Raw genomic sequence first — 17,970 nt, 5'->3', positions numbered from 1 at the left:
GTTCCGCGGGCCTAGCCCGGTAGGCGCACGGGCATCAGCAGGTAGGTGAAGTCCGTCGCCGGGGTGGGGAACGTGCCGTCCGCCTCGGCCTCCGGCAACTGCTCGGGCTCCGGGATCATGATTGCCGGTCGGGAGGCCTCGGTGAATCCGAACACCACCCGGTTGGTCCCGATCACGGCCAGGCCGTCCTTGAGGTAGCCGGAGTTGAACGCGATGAGAAGCTCGTCGGCTCCCGAAAACGCGGCAGCAACGGTTTCGCTCGCCTCGCCGGAGTCAGCGCCGGAGGCGTGCAGGGTGACTTCGCCGGGGTGGAAGTGCATGCGCACCTGCGCGTTGCGGTCCGCGACCAGGCTGACGCGGCGGATCGCCTCGACGAGCGGGGCGATTTCAACGCTTGCCATCGACGTGTGGGTCTTCGGCAGGAGCGGCTGAATGTTCGGGAAATCGGCATCGAGCATGCGGGTCGTGGTTTCCCGGTTTCCGGAGTGCAGGCCGAAGAGACCATCGCCGCCGACGTTGCCGGCGGCGCCGACCGCGATCTCGACGGGCTCTTCGACGTGGGTGTCCAGGGTGCGGGCGTTATCCAGCAGGGTTTTGGCCGGAACCAGGAGCTTTGCTTCCACGTCATCCGATGCTGGCTCCCACTGCAGGCGTCGAATAGCAAGGCGGAAACGGTCGGTTGCGGTGAGCTGCAGGGCGTTTCCGGAGATCTCCATGTGCACACCCGTCAGCATCGGCAGGGTGTCGTCGCGCCCGGCGGCCGAGGCGACCTGGGTGACCGCGCCGACAAAAGCCGAGGGCGAGATTCGACCCGTGACCTCGGGAAGCGTTGGCAGCTGCGGGTAGTCGTCCAAGGGCATCAGCGGCAGTTCGAAGCGCGCAGAGCCGCCCTGGAGCAGCATCTTTGAGCCGTCTGTGGAGACCTCCATCGGCTTAGCCGGCATGTTGGCCACGATGTCAGCCATGAGCTTGCCGGCGACAGCGACGCGTCCGGGCTGGGACACCTCGGCGCCGATGCGCACGCGGGAGGAAACTTCGTAGTCGAATCCGGCGAATTCCAACCCGGAGTCGTCGGCGGTGATGACGATGGCGCGCAGCACCGGCTGCGTGTTTTTCGTCGGCAAACTGCGCGCGACCCAGGCCACGGCGTCGGAGAGGTCTTCCTTGTGGACGCGAAATGACACGTTGGTGCTGGCGTTACCAGCGTTGGTGTCCATCGAGTTGTCATCCATGGCAGCACTCCTTAGCGCGTTTTCCCCCGAATTACATGTAACTCCGCTCTACCTTAGGCGGGCACCCATTCTTTGTCATTAAAAGCCCCGGCTCATCGGGGGCGCGGTGGCGCGGCGTCGGCGGGCTGTCCACATCCCCATTTCCCCCTAGTAATTTCGAATGAAATCTCTGGTAGTAACAGTAAGTCCTGTGCACTCTGTGGAAGAGGCCTTGTCCGTGGTGGTCGTCGCGGAAAAATGGGATGTGCCCATCGCTGTGGACAAGGTGTGGATAACTCGGGGGTCCTGTGGATAGTTTTTCGGCCGGGTAAAGCATTCACACTTCCCGGCCCGTTGCACACTGTCTTTTCACATTCCGGCGCTGTTTGTCCACAACCGGGATTTTCGGGTGGTCGGGTTCAGCTGTGGCCAAGGTCACCAAGTTACATTCTTGGAATTACACAGCTGTGAGTAACTTTGTGGATAAGAAAAACCCGGCCGTTTGTGGCCGGGGTGGGAACATGTAGTCAGCGCGAGCGCGCTTGGTTCTTGATCATCTGGGTCAGCACCTGGATTTCGTCGTAGGTGCCGCGGTTTTCGGTCATTTCCTTGCGGATTTTCCGGTCGGCGTACATCACGGTCGTGTGGTCCTTGCCGCCGAACTCGTCGCCGATCTTGGGCAGGGAAAGGTCGGTCAGTTCCCGGCAGAGGTACATCGCGAGCTGGCGCGCGTGCGCCACCAGTCTGGTCTTGCCGGCACCGGTGAGTTGATCGAGCGAGATATCGAAATATTCCGCCGCCGCCTCCTTGATCACGGCCGCGCTGATTGTGACCTCGCCGCCGTTGGGCAGCAGGTCGCGCAACGCGACCTGGGCAACCTCGAGCGTGATCGGCTCGTTAATGAGCGAGGAGTAGGCCGACACCCTGATCAGGGCGCCTTCAAGCTCGCGGATGGAGGACTCGAACTGCGAGGCGATGAGTTCGAGCACGGCGTGATCGACGTGGGTGCCGTCGGCCGCGGCCTTCTTCATCAAAATCGCGATTCGGGTCTCCAGGTCCGGCGGCTGCACGTCGGTGATCAACCCTCCTTCGAAGCGGGTGCGCAGCCTGTCCTCGAGAGTGGTCAGTTGCCGCGGCGGGCGATCGGAGGACAGGATGATCTGCTTGTTTTGTTGGTGCAGGGCGTTGAACGTGTGGAAGAACTCCTCCTGGGTTCCCTCCTTGCCCTCCAGGAACTGAATGTCGTCAACCATGAGGATGTCCAGGTTGCGGTAGCGGCGCTTGAAGGATTCCTGGCGGTCGTCGCGCACCGAGTTGATGTAGTCGTTGGTGAACTCCTCGGAGGAGACGTAGCTGATGCGCAGGTTCGGCTGCAGCAGCTTGGCGTAATTTCCCGCTGCGTGCAGCAGGTGGGTTTTGCCCAGCCCGGACCCGCCCCAGATAAACAACGGGTTGTAGGCGCGGGCGGGGTTTTCCGCGACGGCGACCGCGGCGCCGTTGGCGAAGCGGTTCGACGAGCCGATGACGAAGTTTTCGAAGGTGTACTTCGGGTTCAGGCTCGCCTCGCGGTCGGGGTTGTGCGCGGGCGTTTCCCGCGGCAGCCGCTGCGGCACGGTGGGGTGCGCGCTTGCTTGTCGACGCCCCCCCGACGCGCCCTTCGCTTCCGCCTGGTGCTGGGAGTGCAGGCGCGCCAACTCATCGAGGCCCATCGGGATCTGTTCGCCGACCTCTCCCGGCGTGGCGTCCTCGGTGAAGGCGGGCGGCCTGCTTGAGGTGGAAAACCAGTCCGGCACGGAGGTCTGCTCCGGCTTGCTGTCCAGCGGGCGCGGCTGTTCGTTGGCGACGGGCTCGGGCTGCTGGATGGACACCGCCAGAGTGCACGTGGTGTTGAGCTTCCGCGACAGCAGCGCGGTGATGTGGGTGCCCAGCGAATTTTCGATCACGGTTTTCGCCGCGGCGTGCGGTGCGGCAAGGATGACGTAGCCATCGACAAGCATGACGGGCGTTACCAGCTGCAGGTAGGCGCGTTCCTGGTGCGTGAGCGTGGGAACGTTCGAGTTGGGGCGCTCGGAGAGGGTGAGCAGCTCCGAGACGATGTCCCTCCAGAGCGCTGCAAGTTGCTGGTCTACCACGGTTGCGTTTGGTTCCTTGTTTCGTTGTTGCGGTCTGCCTGTGGAGCGCGCCGGCGGTGTCTTCCACACCCCCGGAACGCCTGTGAGGCGCCGACGACCTTGTGTTCCACAACTTTATCCACAATTGTGGATAGTTCCCTGTTCGGGTTCTATCCACAGGAGTGAAGCGTAGCTGTGGATAAATATGCGGCGTAAAATATGTCCTTTCACCTCGGGTTTAGTGGTCCCAAAGCGAAAAGTCTCAACCGGTTGTTAAGACTTATCCACAGTCGCTATGTGCATAGCTGTGAGTTTGTTTGTCTAGGCAACTATTGTTACCCCCTCGGTGCGCTGCGTGTCCAAACTTTCCGGCGGTGACTTTCTGTGGATAACCCTCCAGGACAGGTGTCTACGTAACCTGCCGCGCTGCACTGCAGGATGCGCCGGCGATTCGCGGCCTGAACTGCGTAAAAATACAGTGCTGTAATTTCGGGGGCACCCACCCTTGACGCGTCAAACCGAGCCGCGTGGCGATTTGTACCTCACACGAAAAGTCACGTAGTCTGGCATGGTCTGTCACATTGGTTTCATACCGATGTGCTTGAGAGCACCACCCGCGCAGTGCACCGGGCCACCGTGAGAACGTGGTGAGTCGGCGCAGGTGGGGCGCGCGATAACGTCTCCGCCGTTCCACGCGGAGCCACTGTCGCATCTCAGCTACATAATCCTCACCGGGACGGCCTCTGCCCCGGGAGGCTGCGTACACCCGGCATTGGGTAGCGCAGCCGCTGGCCGTCGCACCTAACTCAAGGAGTTTTCCGTGTCTAAGCGGACTTTCCAGCCCAACAACCGCCGCCGCGCCCGCAAGCACGGCTTCCGCGCCCGCATGCGCACCCGCGCCGGCCGCGCCATCGTTTCCGCGCGTCGCCGCAAGGGTCGCTCCAGCCTCACGGCGTAAGAGCATTCCCGCACACCAGCAAGCTCGTGCTCCCCAAAGCGAACAAGCTGGCCTCGCCGGAGCAGTTTCGCCGGACGATGGCAGCGCGCACCCGCGCAGGGTCGCGCACCGTGGTGGTGCACGTCGCAGCCCGAACCGAGCTCGCCTTGTCCGGCGGGCCCCGGTTCGGGCTGATCGTCTCTAAGGCGGTCGGAAACGCGGTGACCCGCCACAGTGTCTCGCGCAAGCTGCGGCACGTGGTTGTGTCGGGCGTCGATACGCTCGCGCGCGATACCGACGTCGTCGTGCGTGCCCTGCCGCCGGCCGCGACCGCGACAAGCGCCGAGCTGGCCCGTGACTACGAACAAGCGTTGGCGACCGCACTGAAAAAGCTTCGCTCCAAGGAGAGTTAGTGGCCTACTACAACTTCCTCGGTGCCGAGATTCCTGAGGCGGGCTCCGCGCCAGCCAAAGTGCTGGTGAAAGTGGTGCGCCTTTACCAAAAGTACGTCTCGCCCCTTAAGATGGGTGGAACCTGCCGCTTCGTGCCTGTTTGCAGCGCCTACGCGCTGGAGGCAGTTTCTCGCCACGGGGCAGCGAAGGGAAGCCTGATGGCCGGCGCCCGCGTGTGCAAGTGCGGGCCGTGGCACCCAGGCGGATACGACCCCGTGCCGGGCAGCGTCGAGCTGGCCGAACCCGCGACAAGCTAGGAGTTTCGTCTTCAAGTGCTGAATTTCATCTACTGGCCAATCTCAGCGGTGCTGTGGTTCTGGCACAAGATCTTCGGATTCATCTTTGCGCCGGACTCGGGCATCGCCTGGATCCTGGCCATCGTCTTCCTCACGTTCACCATCCGCGTCTTGTTGGTCAAGCCGATGGTCAACCAGATGCGCTCGATGCGCCGGATGCAGGAAATGCAGCCGAAGATGCAGGAGATCCGCGCCAAGTACAAGGGCGACCAGCAGAAGATGGCGCAGGAGACCCAGAAGCTGTATAAGGAGATGGGTACCAACCCGCTCGCCTCCTGCATCGTCCCGCTGGTGCAGATGCCGGTGTTCATCGGCCTGTTCCACGTCCTGCGCTCCTTCAACCGCACCGGAACCGGTCCGGGCCAGCTGGGCATGAGCGTCGAGCAAAACCGCAACACCGCGAACTACATCTTCTCCCCCGAAGATGTCCGCTCCTTCCTCGACGCCGACTTCTTCGGCGTGCCGCTGTCGGCCTACATGTCCATGCCGGCTGATGCCTTTTCAGCGTTCACGGGCCTCGACTTCACCCGCGTTGACATCATCCTGGTGTGTATGCCGCTGGTGATCCTCTCGGCGGTGTTCACCCACCTCAACGCCCGCCTGTCGATTGAGCGCCAGAACGAGCGCCGCGCCGCCGGAAAGGTCGCCGCACCGGTTGGCGACCAGGCGGAAATGATGCAGCAGCAGATGCAGATCATGAACAAGATGATGCTTTGGGTGTTCCCAATCATGATTCTGGCTTCCGGCTTCCTCTGGCACGTCGGCCTGCTGTTCTACATGCTGGCCAACAACGTGTGGACGTTCTTCCAGACCCGCATCGTGTTTGACAAGATGGACAAGGAAGAGGCCATGGAGGAGGAGCAAAAGCGCGAAGCAAAGCGCGCTACCGCCCCCCAAGTCGCTGCCCGCAAGGTGGACAAGCGCACCAAGAAGCAGCGCAAGAAAGAAAGCTGATTCGATTTTGCCTAAACCGCCGCCCGCACCCGCTGGGACGGCGGTTTAGAGCATGTCGGGGCTGTTTACTAGAGTCGGTACCATGTCGCAGCCTTTGCCCCCTTCCTCCGTGCCGGCCAACGCCTCCGCCGTTTTCAGCGACCGCCTCTCGCTCGCGCAGGCCTACCACGAGTCGCTGGCGACCGTTGCCGCCTCCCGCGGTTTCATCGGGCCGAAGGAGGTTGAGCGCCTGTGGTCGCGCCACCTGCTCAACTGCGCGGTGATCTCTGAGGCGTTCGATGAAGGCCTGGAGGTCGCGGACATCGGTTCCGGCGCGGGACTGCCCGGCATCCCGCTGGCGATCGCGCGGCCCGACTTAAGCGTCACGCTCATTGAGCCTCTGCTGAAACGCTCGACGTACCTGTCGGAGGTGGTCGACGAGCTCGGCCTCGAAAACGTCACCGTGGTGCGCGGCCGCGCCGAGGAGCAGAGCAGCGCGCTTTTCGACGTCGTCACCTCGCGCGCCGTCGCCCCGCTGGGCAAGCTGGCCGGCTGGTCACTTCCCCTGGTCAAACCGGGCGGGGCGATGATCGCGATGAAGGGCGAGTCCGTGGCCGAGGAGCTCGAGCGCGACGCCGCCGAGATCAAGCGCGCCAAGGGAGGCGAAGCGGAGATTTTCACCGTCGGCGACAACCTCCTGGAGCAGCCCACAACGCTGATCAGGATCCCGCGCACGCGCTAGAGTTGTCATGGATATCAACCGGGAAGGCGCGGCCATGATCGAAGATCACAACGACGACCAGCAGTGGGACGATACTCCCATCGCGGCGGCGGCGCGTCGCGCTGCGCGGGTGGTGTCGGGCAGCTCGACCCTGCCGCGCCCCGAGCAGCCGCGCGTGTTCACGGTCGCCAACCAAAAGGGCGGGGTGGGCAAGACCACGACCTCGGTCAACCTCGCGGCGGCGCTCGCGCGCCAGGGCCTGAAAGTGCTTGTGATTGACCTCGACCCCCAAGGCAACGCCTCCACTGCGCTGGGCGTGGAGCACCGCGCGGGCACAACCTCGAGCTACGAACTGCTTATCGGGGAGGCCCGGGCGGAGAATGCGATGGCGCCTTCGCCGGGAAACGACAACCTGTTTTGCATCCCCGCCACCATCGACCTAGCGGGTGCGGAGATCGAGCTGGTCAGCCTCGTGCGCCGCGAGTACCGGCTGCACGACGCGATCCGTCGCGGATTCATCCAGGACCACAAGTTCGACTACGTCTTCATCGACTGCCCGCCCTCTCTCGGTTTGCTCACCATCAACGCGATGACCGCGGTCGACGAGGTACTCATCCCCATTCAGTGCGAGTACTACGCGCTCGAGGGCGTCGGCCAGCTGTTGGGCAATATCGGAATGATCCGCGAGCACCTAAACAACAACCTGCACATTTCGGCGATCCTGCTCACGATGTTTGACGCCCGCACCCGGTTGTCCGAGGAGGTCGCCGGCGAGGTGCGCTCCCAGTTCGGCGAGGTGGTGCTGCGCAACGTTATCCCCCGCTCGGTGAAGGTTTCCGAGGCCCCGGGGTACGGGCAGACGGTGATTGATTATGATCCGGGTTCCCGCGGGGCGCTCGCCTACTTCGACGCGGCGCGCGAGCTGGCCACGCGCGGGGACTTCCAGCCGCACGCCACCACAGGCCCCATCGGTGTCAGCCCCGAGGTGGCAGCGCAGTTCGACAGGGCCCAGGACACCGGACAGGATGGAGACTAAGCACATGGCACAGGAACGCAAGGGCGGGCTGGGCCGCGGTCTCGCGGCGCTGATCCCCTCCAGCACCGAATCTGCTGATAAGACGGGCAAGACCGGCCGGCTTGGCGACGGCGCCGCCGACGTCATCCTGGGCGGCACCAAGGGCACCAACGGCACCAACGGCACCAACGGCGCAGCCACATCAAACTCAGCGAAGCGCGCTTCGAAGCCCGTCCCCGGTGCCCCGCGCATTCCCGGTGCCCCAACGGTGGTGCCGCAGGCCGAACGGCCGAAGCAACCCATCGGCATGGGGGCGCGCTACCAGGAAATCCCGGTCGGCGAGATCTTCCCCAACCCGAAGCAGCCCCGCCAGGTTTTCGACGAAGACGAGCTCGCGGAGCTGGTGCATTCGATCAAGGAGTTCGGGCTGTTGCAGCCCATCGTCGTGCGCGAAAGCGACGAGGGTTTCGAGCTGATTATGGGCGAGCGCCGTTGGCGGGCGTCGTCGAAGGCGGGTCTGAAGCACATCCCCGCGATCGTGCGTGAGACGAACGACGCCGATATGCTCCGTGACGCGCTGTTGGAAAACATCCACCGTGTTCAACTCAACCCCCTGGAAGAAGCGGCCGCCTACCAGCAGCTTTTGGAGGAGTTCGGGGTGACCCAGGAGCAGTTGGCGGATCGGCTGGGGCGCTCGCGCCCGCGTATCACCAACTCGATTCGCCTCTTGAACCTCCCCGTCGCGGTGCAGCGCCGGGTGGCCGCCGGCGTGCTCAGCGCCGGTCACGCGCGCGCGTTGCTGGGGGTCAAGGTCGGTGCCGAGCAGCAGGAAAAGCTCGCCGACCGGGTCGTGGCCGAGGGTTTGAGCGTGCGCGCGACGGAAGAAGCCGTCACGCTGCTGAACAAGCACGGCGCCGCCGCGGAAAAGCCGAAGCGCGAGCCCGCCCCGCAGCCGGAGTTCCTCTCGCACGCAGCCGAGCGTCTTGCCGACGAGTGGGATACCAAGGTTTCGGTGACCATGGGCAAGCGCAAGGGCAAGATTGTCGTGGAGTTCGGCGACCGCGACGACCTAGAGCGCATTCTGTCGCTCATCCAGGGCCAATAACAAAGGTATGTGGCGGTGGCTGCACCCAAAGTAACCCTTGTGGCTCTCACTTACAATAGCCTCGAGCGTATCCACCGCCACACGGCGGCATCGACGTTTTGGGAACTCGACCCGTTGCACAGCGCGTACGCGGGCGCCCGGTCGGAGGCCGACAAGGGCGCCTGGTTGGTGCAGCGAGCCCTGCGCCAGTCCACGGTGGGGTTTAGCATTGCCGAGGCGTCGTCGACCGTGGGCGCGCTGGCCACGGTGCTGTTTTGCCCCGCTGCCGACGCCCCCGGTGTGGTGCGCATGCCCACGGCGCCGCCGAGTCGCGACGCGTGGCTGGTCACCAGCCTGCACATCGAGCCCGCCTCGCGCGGCCGCGGCTGGGAATCGGTGTTACTCGACGCCGTCATCATGGCCGCCACGGAGCGTGGGGCCGCGGCGCTAGAGGTCTTTGGGTTGCGCCCCGGCGCCACAGCATCCTCGGAGCTGTGCCGCGGCATCATCCGTCAGCGGGCACTGATCGGGATCGTGGAGGTCCCCGTGCTCGAGTCGGCGGGGTTCAAAGTGGTCCGGGACCACCCCGTAATACCCCGCTTGCGTGTGGATCTGCCGCCCGCCCACGAGCTGCTCAGCGCCACGGAAGTGGCCGAGCTGCTTGCCGACGCCCCAGTGCGCGGTTGAACAAGCCTCACATGGCGTGTTCGTGGCGCAAAAGCTCGGTAAACGAGTAGGTGCCTGTCGGCTTGTCGTCTTCTTCGAGCAGGTAGAGACGCTTCACGGCGACAACGATGGCCTCGGCGATACTGTCGCGCTCTCGGGGGTCAGCAACGATTTTGATGTCGTGCGGGTTGGTCACGTAGCCCGCCACGACCTCGACCGCCGGCATCTTCGACAGGCGCAGCAAGTCCCACGTGCGGCCGTGGTTGTAACAGTTGCGTAGATCGGTACGCGCCGCGATCTCGCGCTGGATGAACCCGGAGAGCGTCTCGCCGGTGAGTGAGGACGCGCCGGATTCTGAGCCGAAGTAGAAGGTGGCCACCCCGTTGGCCAGATCGTTGTGGTAGCGATCTAGCTGCAACGAGATGATCAAGTCAGCGTTGAAACTGTTGGCGAGCTCGGCACGCTCCTTCGCGGAGGGGTTGTCCCCGCGTGGGCGAGAGAAGATGGTCTCCATCCCCGCGGCGACCATGCGTCCCTCCACCCGTTGGGCGAGATCCCAGAGGATTTCCTCCTCGCTGATATCACCGTAGGGGCCGCGCACAGTAGTGCCGTTCGCCGAGTAGTGCACGCTCGGGTCAATCACGACCCGCTTGCCGGACAGGCGGGGGCCGGCCTGGCGCACGCGTTCACGTTCGCGGATCGCGTGGGCGGATCCGCCCGTAATGCGCCGGCCCAGAAGGCTCAGCGCGTGCAGGGTGGCCGAGCCGCACACGCCGTCGCCCTCCAAGCCGGAGTTGATCTGGTAGTTCACCAGCGCCTTATGGGTCTGCCTGTTGAAGTGGCCGTCTACCCGGTGGGAGTAGAAGCCGAGCTCCTGGAGCTGCTCCTGGAGCCGGCGAACGTCGTCGCCGACCATGATCTGGTTCGGCTGGAACGACAGCACGCGCGCCCCAAGCGTGTAGGAGGCCTCGCGCAGTTCGCGCAGAGTGACGGTGTCGATGTCACCGGTGGGCACGATGCCGCGAGACTGCTGGAAGGCTTTGAGAGACTCCGCGAGATGGGCGTCGAAAAGCATCTCTTCGTGGGAAAACTGACGCGAGTTCCACTCCCCGACTTTGCCGTCGTATCCGTCAAGCATGCCGAGCCGTGCGAGAGTCGACCGCACCTCAGCGACGCGCGCGCTCGAATCGCCAACACGGTAAACGTCAGTCACTTCGCGCCTTCCTTTAGGGAGCTCATCGAGTATGGGACAACAAAAATCTTATATTACTTACCGGGTGCCTCAGATGTGTTGATGTATCCGCGAGACGATCTCGTTTTTCGGCTGCGCACCAATCATGGTGTCCACTGCTGCGCCGTCTTTGAAGATCATCACCGTCGGAATGGACATCACCTGGAACATCGCGCCGAGCGTGCGCTCGGTGTCCACGTCAACCTTGGCCACCTTGACCTGGCCATCCATTTCCTCGGCGATCTGCTCGAGGATCGGGCTGAGCTTCTTGCAGGGGCCGCACCACTCGGCCCAGAAGTCGACAACTACCGGGATGTCGGAGTCCACTACCTCGGACTTAAAGGTGGACTGGGTGACGTCAATGGGCGTATTCATGCCCCTTATTCTAGACCGGCGAGGTAGTGTTCAGCGTCGATGGCCGCGCGGCAGCCTGAGCCTGCGGCCGTGATCGCCTGTCGGTAGTAGTTGTCCACCAGATCGCCGCAGGCAAACACGCCCGGCAGCGATGTCAGTGTCGACGGCTGGCGCACCTCGACGTAGCCGGCCTCGTCCGTGGCCACTTGGCCGTCGAGGAACCCGGAACGCGGATCGTGGCCGATGGCGACGAACATCGCGGTGGCGTCGAGCACGTAGCTTTCGCCGGTCTGCACGTTCTTCACCTTCAGCCCGGCGACCTTTCCGGCGTTTTCGAGCACCTCCTCGACGATGGTGTGGGTGACAAACTTGATCTTCTCGTTGGCGCGGGCGCGTTCGAGCATGATCTGCGAGGCGCGGAAGTTCTCGGAGCGGTGGATCAGGGAAACCTTCGATCCGAAGCGGGTGAGGAAGTTCGCCTCCTCCATCGCGGAATCGCCGCCGCCGACGACGGCGATGTGCTGATCTTTGAAGAAGAACCCGTCGCAGGTGGCGCAGGTGGACACGCCGTGGCCGGTCAGCTCGGTCTCCCCCGGCACCCCGAGGTGGCGCGGCGCGGCGCCAGTGGCCAGAATCACGGCGCGGGCGCGGTACTCCGTCTCACCAACGAAAACCTTCTTCACGTCGCCGTCAAGCTCAACGCGGTCAACGAGCTCGGGGGTGAGCTCGGCACCGAAGCGCTCGGCCTGCGAGCGCATCTCCATCATCAGCTCCGGGCCCATGATGCCGTTTTGGAACCCGGGGTAATTCTCCACCTCTGTGGTGTTCATCAGTTCGCCGCCGAACTCGTATCCCTCGAAAACAAGCGGTGCGAGCTCGGCGCGCGCAGCGTAGAGCGCGGCGGTATAACCCGCCGGCCCGGAGCCGACAATGATCAGGTCGCGCACATCGCCCGGCACCGCCTGCGTCGGTGCGTCCTGCGCGGAGGTGTTCTCGGCGGGTGTGTCGCCGGCGGAGGGCACGACGAAGTTGAAGCCTGGGTTGGTCATAGCGGTAGATCTCTTTTCAGCATTTGCGGATATCTCGCGTGCCAGTCTACTTCCCGCCCCGACTAGTGCGAGTTTGGTCAGTAGCGCAACCACGCCTTCTACAACGAGCCGTTGATGGGCAGCGCAGAGCCGCCGTTCGATCACGACTCCATGCTTGTCGGTTAAAGGGACCACGCCCACGCGAGAACGCCGACCACAGTGGACGGTGGGTGCGTCAGCGAGCGATCAACCGGAGTTAGCTTCCGGGTTGTTGTGGGGGCGGAAGGGAAAGGTCATGCCGTAGTGTTTCTCCAACTGTTTCAGGGCGTGGATGCAGGCGGTGTAGTTGCCGGTGGTGTCGAAGTCGTCGAGCAGTGTGTGGCTCTTGGCCATAAAAGCGGCCACGTGATCGCGGCGGCGGCGGCGTTGGTCGACACTGTCGTTCCACCGCGGGTTAGCCGCATTTAACTGCGCGGCGACGAAACCGTCAGGCTCGCTCAACATGTAGGTGCCGTCGGGAAACAGCCACACCACATCACCGGTGGCGGGGTCGGCAATGTAGTAGGCACGCCGATCTGTCTTGACGTTATGATGCCGCTGACACAGTGAGAAGAGATTCGCCGGGGTTGTTGCACCCCCTCGGTGTAGGGGACACGGTGATCCAACTGGCAGTGCTGCGCGCCACGCTGGCATCCCGGCCACACGCACGTGCCGTCACGCGCAACCGCAAACGCCCTCATCCCCGCTGTCGGCACGTATCCTGCCACCTCGTGGGAGGCAACGTCGCCGAGATCGACAATGCGCGAGGCGTGCTTGTGCGCCACCGCACTGCCGTAGGTGTCGGTCCAGCCGCTGCCGGGGAAAAACACCGACGCTGCCGGGTCGATGTCCCCGTCCGGGGTCAGGGCGGCGAAGCCGAAAATGGTGACACTGGGGTGTGAGGTTAGTTCCCCGGTGAGGATCAGTCGTGCTGCTTCGGCTTCGGTGATGTTGTTGTCCGCCGCGACCTGGCTGCGGTACTGCCGCATCAGCGCATAGGTGGCGTTGTCGCACTCGATGGTTGTGCCACTGCGTGCGCCGAGTTCGTAGTCGTAGATGACAACCGCGTCGTCGGGGCGGGTGCGGCGGGCGCGTGTGGCCGCGTCGTAGCCTACTGTGTGATCGATCTGGGCAATAAAGCGGCGCAGCCGGTGCGCAATCGCTTTCGGGCAAACCAGTGGCTGGTTGGGTTTCGTCGCGGTGAACATGGCCACCAGGTAGGCGTCGATACTCGCGTAGCTGCCTGCCGGCGGCTCGTCGCCGAGCTCGGCGATGACCGTGTCGATGCTGCAGAGGCGTTTGATATCCAGCAGGCGCGTGGCCTGTTGGATGCGGCGAAGCCCCGGCAGGTCGGCGAGGCGCCGGTAGGCGAACACGGCCTTTTCCACCATTGTTTTACTTTCCCCCAGCGCCTCCTGCACCCGGGTGATTTCGACCTCGAAGTCCTCGACCGTAAACGACGCGTCAGCCCATGCGGAAAACAACGCGAACTCGACATCGCGTTTGCGTTGGCCCAGCCGCGCCACCTCGTCGCCTGGTCGTTGTGTGCGGAAGAATCCTTCCTCCCCCGCGGCGTGTGTCGCATCCATGTGCGCCCCCTTTCACCACCCCCCATAATAATCGCACACACATTCCCCAGCAACGGTCACAGCAAGATTCTTTGCACACTTTAGTGACACACACGTGCGAATCAGTGTAAGGGCGGCGACGAGAAAGCTTCGCGTCACCGCTCAAGTTGTGAGTAGTGTGCCGCGGTACCCTCACACGGCCGCGGTGCCGCGTTCATCGACGGCCTTGAGCACGGCGTCGCGGGCCCGGGAGCGCCGCGATTTCACCGTCCCTGGCTTCACGCCCATCTCGCGGGCGGCGTTTTCGACGGTGAGGCCGGCGACGTCGATAAGCAACAGGGCGGTGCGCTGGGCCGCGGGCAGGGCCTCGATGGCCTGGCGCATGACGATGGCGCGGTCGACCGCCGGCGTTGGATCGTGCGAGAGCATCGGGTTGGCGTCTACCGAGATGCGGTCGGAGTCGTCGATGCTGATGTCGCGAATCCGTTTCTGGCCCGCGGCCATGTAGTCATAGCCGGAGTTCATCACCAGCCTGTGCAGCCACGTCGACAGTGTCGCTTCAGAGCGATACGTGTGCATTTTCCGCGACGCCTTAAACAACGCCTCCTGCAAGATGTCCTGCGTGTCCTGCTCGTTGCGCGCGTATCGACGCGCAATGTACGCGAGCCGTGGCTTATGCCTGCGCACGATGGCGGCAAACGCCTGCGGATCTCCCGCCTTGTAGGCCTCGACCAGCTGCTGATCTGAAAGCTCCATGACCGTCTAACCCCCCAATGAAATCCCCCGTAATACCTGCCCTACCTAGTGTGGTCGAAGCGCGCGCCGCGCACAGCGCGCCGAGGTACATTTCAGTGACACTGCCCACCGGGGCTAGAAGGGTTAGAAGTAGGTCTTGCCCACCAGAGAGATCTCGCCCAGCTCGATTTCCTCCGGGGCGGAGGCCGCGCCCGAGTCCGGGAAGAGCATAACCACTGCGCGCAACCGCTGGTCGGCGTCGATGTCGATGGTGTTTCGACCCGTCTGGAAGCGCCCGCTGGTGAGCTGAATGCGCTCGGCCGGTTCTGCATCGGGAGCGTCGGCGGGGATTCCGTAGAGCTCGTAGTCGGCGCCCGCGGTGGGGGCCGCGACGATGACCTGGGTGAGCACGAAGGTCAGATCCGGCTGGGCGGTGGCCACAACGCCGGCACCGCGCGAGCCCGTCCACACCGTGGCGGTATCGCCGTCGAACGCCAGCTGCGCCTCCGCCGCGGTGCCGGTGCCGGTGAGCTCCGCGTCGAGGTCACGGATGACCACGTCGGGGCCGTCGAGCTCGCTCGTTTCGGACTGCGCCGTCGTCGGCTGCTGGGCAATGGGGGTGTTGGTGGCCTCACTGCCGATCGTGCGCACCACGTACGCCGTCAGCGCGGCGATGAGCACGACCACGGTGATCGCCGAGAACAAGATCACCAGCAGCGTCATCGGGCGGTAGTCGCGGCGGCCGAACCCGCCGCGCAGGGCCGCCGGCTCCACCTCGGGCTCCGGCGCAGGTTCCACAAACGGCTCCGGATCCGCACCGGCGTTAACGGCCTCATCGGCCTCAACGGTGCCGTCCGCGTCCTGGCCGTCCGGGGAGTGACTCAGCTTCGTAAGCGTGTGGGCGATGGCGCGAAAGTCGTCCGGGGCGGTGGCGGGGGCGTCGGCAAGCGAGCGGGCGGCGGCGGTGACCTCTTCCAGGCCGGTGGAGTTGACGTTGCTCGACAGCAGCGTCAGCGCAGAGGCGAACGAGTCCGCATCTTCCTCGGGCGAGGCGTCCGGGAGCACGGCGGGAAACGCCAGGCGCACCACGCCATCGGAGGAGACGCGGAGGCGGTTGCGGTTGTCCAGACCAAGCGGCACACCGGCCTCGTGGGCGGCGCCAAGCGCACTCGAAAGAGGGGCGAGGGCGTGGGCGACGGCCTGGGTGTGCAGGGTCTGGCCCGCTTCGACGACCGCCTTGACGCTGGAGCCGGTGATCCAATCCGCCACCACGAGCGCGCCCGAGCGGTAGGACAGGATCTGGATGTTGTCCGCCACCGCGGGGTGGTTGAGCTTCGCCAGTTTACGCGTGCGGCGCGCCACGCCGGCGGCGTTGATGGCGGCCTCGCGCGGGGTCGGCGGCGCCATCGGGGCGGTTCCGGAGGTATCCACGAAGGTCAGCGCAACCATCCGCCCGGTCGCTAGTTCGCGGGCCTGCCAAAAACGCGCGGACTGGCTCGAACCGTGGTCGCGCAGCAGTCGGAAGCGTCCGTCGGACACGGCGGCGCCGGGCACTAGCCGAGGCCCGCGAACCACGCCGGCGGACATCGGCGGCGGGACCGGGGAGGCGTTGAAGGAGTCGGAGGCCAGGAACTGGGTGGAGACGTCGCGCGGGTCGACTTCGCCGACCTCGAGGGCCTTGTCCTCGTCGGGGCGGATGAAGCGGCCCAGGCCCGGCACGCGGGTCAGCGCGCGGCCGAGGTTTTGCACCTCGGGAAGCCCGGAGCGCGAAAGCACTAGGCCGGTGATGATGAGGAAGAGCACACCTTGCAACGCGATTTCAATGAGGTAGCCTACCGATTCCAGCCCGCTGCTGCCGAACCCGGAGCCGAGAAGGACGGGCACGTTTATGCCGAGGCCGTTTTTGAGCAGCAGCTTCAGGCCGAGCACTACGGCGATGCCGGCCAGGGCCGAGCCGAGCGCCCACGAGCTGGTGCGGATCACCGAGGCCATCTCGAGCGTGCCCAACTTGCGGCGCAGCAAGAACGCGCCGATGACGGCGCCGGCGATGAAGCCGAAGCCGTTGGCCGCGGCGAGCAGGATAACCACCGACGAGGTGCTCACCGCGATCAGTGGGGCGACGAGCGAGAGCACAACCTTGGTCACCGTGATGCCGGCGATGATAAACGTCGGCGTCCACGCCTCCTCGCGCGCGTAGAACACGCGCAGGTGCAGCATGACCAGGGCGTACGGGATGAGCGTGAAGGCGGAGAAGCTGATCGCCAGGCCGAGGATCCGGGCGTGTTCGACGTCGAAGTCGCGGTAGGCGAACAGGCCCTGGCCGATATCGGGGCCAAGCGCGGTCATGAACACGATGATGGGGATCAGCGCAATAAAGGTGAGCTTCGTGGCCAGGGTCAAGTCCCGCACCACTGCGTGGTCGTCGCCGTCGGCGGCGTTGCGTGACAGCCTGGGCATGATCGCGGTCAGCAGGGTCACCCCGATCACGCCGTAGGGCACCTGCAGCAACATCCAGTGCTGCTGGTAGATAAAGGGCGCTGCGCTGTCGGCGGCGGAGGCGATGCGGGTGGTGACAACGTAGCCGAGCTGGCTGACGGCGACATATGCGATGATCGCCGCGGCCATCCCGCCGAAGGACTTCAGCCGGTCGTCGATGCCCCACAGCGGCCGCAGGTCGATGCCGAGTTTGCGTATCGCGGGCAGCATGATCGCGCATTGCACGATCACGCCCAGGGTCGTGCCGAGGCCGAGCAGCATCACGTGCGGATTGCTTATCGACGCCGGCGTGGCCGGGTCCAACGCCCCAGGCACAGCCATGTAGAGTGCCAGCACCACGATGGAGACAATGTTGTTGGCCACCGGGGCCCACGCGCCGGGGCGGAAGTGCTCCTTGGTGTTCAAGATGGCCATGAACAGCGCGAACATGCCGTAGAAGAAGATCTGCGGCAGAAGCAGGTAGGCAAACGAGGTGGCCTGGACGACGTTGACCTTGCCGTCGCCTTCGAGCATGGTGCGCGTCAGCCACGGTGCGGCTGCGACCGCGGCAATGGTGACAACGGTGAGCAAGCTCAGCGCCAGGGTGAAGAGCTGGCGAATAAACCGCGCTCCCTTGTCCGGGTCTTCCTTTTCCGCGCGCACCAGCACAGGAACAACCAGCGCAGTGAGCACTGATCCCAAGACGATTTCGGTAATCAGGTTGGGCAGCGTGTTGGCCGTGTTGAACGCGGACGCCACCGGCGCACCGAGCGCCGCGCCGATGAGGACGGTGCGGATGAAGCCTGTGATGCGTGACAGCAGTGTGGCGATCGCCATCGACCCGGTGGAGCGCACGACGTCGGTCGAGGAGGACTGCGCCTGCTCGCCCTCGGTGGATGATTCCGCCACCTTCGGCGCGCGCGGGACGTCGAGCGCTTCACCGGAAGGGCTGATCGTGAGCGCGGAGCGGTCCTGATCCAGGGTGTCTGTGCTCGGCGCGGGCGAGGCCGACCGAGGCGCTGGCACGGGCGCCGGCGGCGCCGGGGTGACAATGCGCCGGCGCAGTCCAGACTGGTGCTGGGTCGGGTCCTGCTGGGTCACTGGGGGTGTTCTC

General features: G+C 64.7%; 17 protein-coding genes. 8 read left to right on the top strand and 9 right to left on the bottom strand.

Translation table 11 applies throughout. The features are described from left to right. Window positions 1–11 precede the first annotated feature (11 nt). Window positions 12–1,232: a DNA polymerase III subunit beta gene (gene dnaN / locus HMPREF0298_RS00195; RefSeq protein WP_006839041.1), complete on the bottom strand. Its 1,221-nt coding sequence runs from the start codon at window positions 1,230–1,232 to the stop codon at window positions 12–14. Between the two features lie 506 nt (window positions 1,233–1,738). Continuing rightward, complete coding sequence (dnaA, locus tag HMPREF0298_RS00190; RefSeq protein ID WP_006839040.1) at window positions 1,739–3,343, bottom strand: chromosomal replication initiator protein DnaA; 1,605 nt, start codon at window positions 3,341–3,343, stop codon at window positions 1,739–1,741. A gap of 799 nt (window positions 3,344–4,142) precedes the next feature. Here dnaA and rpmH point away from each other — a divergent pair. The 8 genes from rpmH (at window position 4,143) to HMPREF0298_RS00150 (ending at window position 9,447) form a co-directional block, all read left to right on the top strand. After that, window positions 4,143–4,280, top strand: a complete 138-nt coding sequence (gene rpmH, locus HMPREF0298_RS00185) for a 50S ribosomal protein L34 (RefSeq protein WP_006839039.1) — start codon at window positions 4,143–4,145, stop codon at window positions 4,278–4,280. Between the two features lie 26 nt (window positions 4,281–4,306). After that, entirely contained in the window at window positions 4,307–4,672 is a 366-nt protein-coding gene (gene rnpA / locus HMPREF0298_RS00180) for a ribonuclease P protein component (RefSeq protein ID WP_006839038.1), read from the top strand. Beyond that, the gene (yidD, locus tag HMPREF0298_RS00175; protein ID WP_006839037.1) at window positions 4,672–4,968 is read left to right on the top strand and encodes a membrane protein insertion efficiency factor YidD; all 297 of its coding nucleotides are present in this window, start codon (window positions 4,672–4,674) and stop codon (window positions 4,966–4,968) included. Before rnpA ends, yidD begins: the two co-directional genes overlap by 1 nt. A 15-nt stretch (window positions 4,969–4,983) precedes the next feature. After that, window positions 4,984–5,961, top strand: a complete 978-nt coding sequence (gene yidC / locus HMPREF0298_RS00170) for a membrane protein insertase YidC (RefSeq protein WP_006839036.1) — start codon at window positions 4,984–4,986, stop codon at window positions 5,959–5,961. Between the two features lie 82 nt (window positions 5,962–6,043). Beyond that, the gene (rsmG, locus tag HMPREF0298_RS00165) at window positions 6,044–6,682 is read left to right on the top strand and encodes a 16S rRNA (guanine(527)-N(7))-methyltransferase RsmG (RefSeq protein WP_040422078.1); all 639 of its coding nucleotides are present in this window, start codon (window positions 6,044–6,046) and stop codon (window positions 6,680–6,682) included. 7 nt (window positions 6,683–6,689) lie between these two features. Beyond that, the gene (locus HMPREF0298_RS00160) at window positions 6,690–7,697 is read left to right on the top strand and encodes a ParA family protein (protein ID WP_006839034.1); all 1,008 of its coding nucleotides are present in this window, start codon (window positions 6,690–6,692) and stop codon (window positions 7,695–7,697) included. A 4-nt stretch (window positions 7,698–7,701) separates the two neighbouring features. After that, window positions 7,702–8,781 (top strand): ParB/RepB/Spo0J family partition protein, encoded by a 1,080-nt coding sequence (locus HMPREF0298_RS00155; RefSeq protein ID WP_040422076.1) that lies wholly within the window; start codon window positions 7,702–7,704, stop codon window positions 8,779–8,781. A gap of 39 nt (window positions 8,782–8,820) precedes the next feature. Continuing rightward, window positions 8,821–9,447, top strand: coding sequence for a hypothetical protein (locus HMPREF0298_RS00150; protein WP_006839032.1), 627 nt, complete (start codon window positions 8,821–8,823; stop codon window positions 9,445–9,447). 7 nt (window positions 9,448–9,454) lie between these two features. Here the strand turns inward: HMPREF0298_RS00150 and HMPREF0298_RS00145 are convergent, their stop codons facing one another. From HMPREF0298_RS00145 to HMPREF0298_RS00115, 7 genes are all read right to left on the bottom strand, one after another. Continuing rightward, window positions 9,455–10,639, bottom strand: a complete 1,185-nt coding sequence (locus HMPREF0298_RS00145; RefSeq protein WP_040422072.1) for an N-acetylmuramoyl-L-alanine amidase — start codon at window positions 10,637–10,639, stop codon at window positions 9,455–9,457. Between the two features lie 69 nt (window positions 10,640–10,708). Then, window positions 10,709–11,032: a thioredoxin gene (trxA, locus tag HMPREF0298_RS00140; protein WP_006839030.1), complete on the bottom strand. Its 324-nt coding sequence runs from the start codon at window positions 11,030–11,032 to the stop codon at window positions 10,709–10,711. Window positions 11,033–11,037: 5 nt separating this feature from the next. Continuing rightward, window positions 11,038–12,060: a thioredoxin-disulfide reductase gene (trxB, locus tag HMPREF0298_RS00135; protein WP_006839029.1), complete on the bottom strand. Its 1,023-nt coding sequence runs from the start codon at window positions 12,058–12,060 to the stop codon at window positions 11,038–11,040. A 225-nt stretch (window positions 12,061–12,285) separates the two neighbouring features. Continuing rightward, window positions 12,286–12,543 (bottom strand): hypothetical protein, encoded by a 258-nt coding sequence (locus tag HMPREF0298_RS00130; RefSeq protein WP_006839028.1) that lies wholly within the window; start codon window positions 12,541–12,543, stop codon window positions 12,286–12,288. Then, window positions 12,537–13,667: a hypothetical protein gene (locus HMPREF0298_RS00125; RefSeq protein WP_006839027.1), complete on the bottom strand. Its 1,131-nt coding sequence runs from the start codon at window positions 13,665–13,667 to the stop codon at window positions 12,537–12,539. Before HMPREF0298_RS00125 ends, HMPREF0298_RS00130 begins: the two co-directional genes overlap by 7 nt. A 171-nt stretch (window positions 13,668–13,838) precedes the next feature. Then, the gene (locus HMPREF0298_RS00120) at window positions 13,839–14,402 is read right to left on the bottom strand and encodes a sigma-70 family RNA polymerase sigma factor (RefSeq protein WP_006839026.1); all 564 of its coding nucleotides are present in this window, start codon (window positions 14,400–14,402) and stop codon (window positions 13,839–13,841) included. 123 nt (window positions 14,403–14,525) lie between these two features. Continuing rightward, window positions 14,526–17,957 (bottom strand): murein biosynthesis integral membrane protein MurJ, encoded by a 3,432-nt coding sequence (locus tag HMPREF0298_RS00115; RefSeq protein ID WP_006839025.1) that lies wholly within the window; start codon window positions 17,955–17,957, stop codon window positions 14,526–14,528. Window positions 17,958–17,970: the final 13 nt, after the last annotated feature.

It is taken from the genome of Corynebacterium lipophiloflavum DSM 44291, assembly GCF_000159635.1.
GTDB classification, from domain to species: domain Bacteria; phylum Actinomycetota; class Actinomycetes; order Mycobacteriales; family Mycobacteriaceae; genus Corynebacterium; species Corynebacterium lipophiloflavum.
The sequence above is the reverse complement of the archived record's forward strand: the minus strand, read 5'-3'. Positions and strand labels throughout refer to the sequence as shown.

Bases quoted from the DNA above. Each gene is read 5' to 3' on its own strand.
- HMPREF0298_RS00160 (WP_006839034.1), top strand. From the start codon at position 6,690: ATGGATATCAACCGGGAAGGCGCGGCCATGATCGAAGATCACAACGAC.
- HMPREF0298_RS00155 (WP_040422076.1), top strand. From the start codon at position 7,702: ATGGCACAGGAACGCAAGGGCGGGCTGGGCCGCGGTCTCGCGGCGCTG.
- HMPREF0298_RS00120 (WP_006839026.1), bottom strand. From the start codon at position 14,402: ATGGAGCTTTCAGATCAGCAGCTGGTCGAGGCCTACAAGGCGGGAGAT.
- rsmG (WP_040422078.1), top strand. From the start codon at position 6,044: ATGTCGCAGCCTTTGCCCCCTTCCTCCGTGCCGGCCAACGCCTCCGCC.
- trxA (WP_006839030.1), bottom strand. From the start codon at position 11,032: ATGAATACGCCCATTGACGTCACCCAGTCCACCTTTAAGTCCGAGGTA.
- trxB (WP_006839029.1), bottom strand. From the start codon at position 12,060: ATGACCAACCCAGGCTTCAACTTCGTCGTGCCCTCCGCCGGCGACACA.
- HMPREF0298_RS00125 (WP_006839027.1), bottom strand. From the start codon at position 13,667: ATGGATGCGACACACGCCGCGGGGGAGGAAGGATTCTTCCGCACACAA.
- dnaN (WP_006839041.1), bottom strand. From the start codon at position 1,232: ATGGATGACAACTCGATGGACACCAACGCTGGTAACGCCAGCACCAAC.
- HMPREF0298_RS00130 (WP_006839028.1), bottom strand. From the start codon at position 12,543: ATGTTGAGCGAGCCTGACGGTTTCGTCGCCGCGCAGTTAAATGCGGCT.